Here is a 641-nt window from a genome sequence, read left to right as displayed (position 1 = left end):
GACAGCACTTTTGTCTCAAGTGTCGGTAAGTTCGTAGATCAATTCGAACAAAAAATAGAGCAATACACTGGTAGTGCAAAAGCGGTAGCCACTGTTAATGGTACTGCGGCATTGCACGCCGCGCTTTATATGGCGGGTGTACAAAGTGGTGACTTGGTGATCACTCAAGCTCTTACTTTTGTCGCTACTTGCAATGCCCTGTATCACATGGGAGCTGAACCTATTTTCGTTGATGTTTCAAAAGTTAGCCTTGGTTTATGTCCTAAAGCGGTGGAGGCTTACCTAGCGGAACATGCAACGCTCACTGAGGAAGGGTGTTTTCACAAAGCGACGGGGCAACGTATCAGAGCTGCAGTTCCCATGCACACGTTTGGTCATCCGGTTGAGTTAGATGAACTAATGGCAGTTTGCTGCAAATGGCAGCTTGTTTTGGTTGAAGATGCAGCAGAAAGCTTGGGTTCTTTCTATAAAGGCCAGCATACCGGAACCGTTGGTGACTTTGGTGCCGTCAGTTTTAATGGTAACAAGATCATTACGACTGGTGGAGGCGGTATGGTGTTGTGCAAAACGAGAGAATCGGGTCTACAAACTAAACATGTAACGACGACGGCGAAAGTACCTCACCCTTATGAGTTTTATCA

General features: G+C 46.3%; 1 protein-coding gene. It reads left to right on the top strand.

Annotated features, from left to right (window positions below; all coding sequences use genetic code 11):
- Nucleotides 1–641: DegT/DnrJ/EryC1/StrS family aminotransferase (locus tag R7Z49_RS25750; protein ID WP_318112505.1), on the top strand; the 641-nt coding region annotated here is incomplete at both ends.

This window comes from Vibrio sp. 1562, assembly GCF_033340155.1.
Taxonomy (GTDB): Bacteria; Pseudomonadota; Gammaproteobacteria; order Enterobacterales; family Vibrionaceae; genus Vibrio; species Vibrio alginolyticus.
The sequence above is the reverse complement of the archived record's forward strand: the minus strand, read 5'-3'. Positions and strand labels throughout refer to the sequence as shown.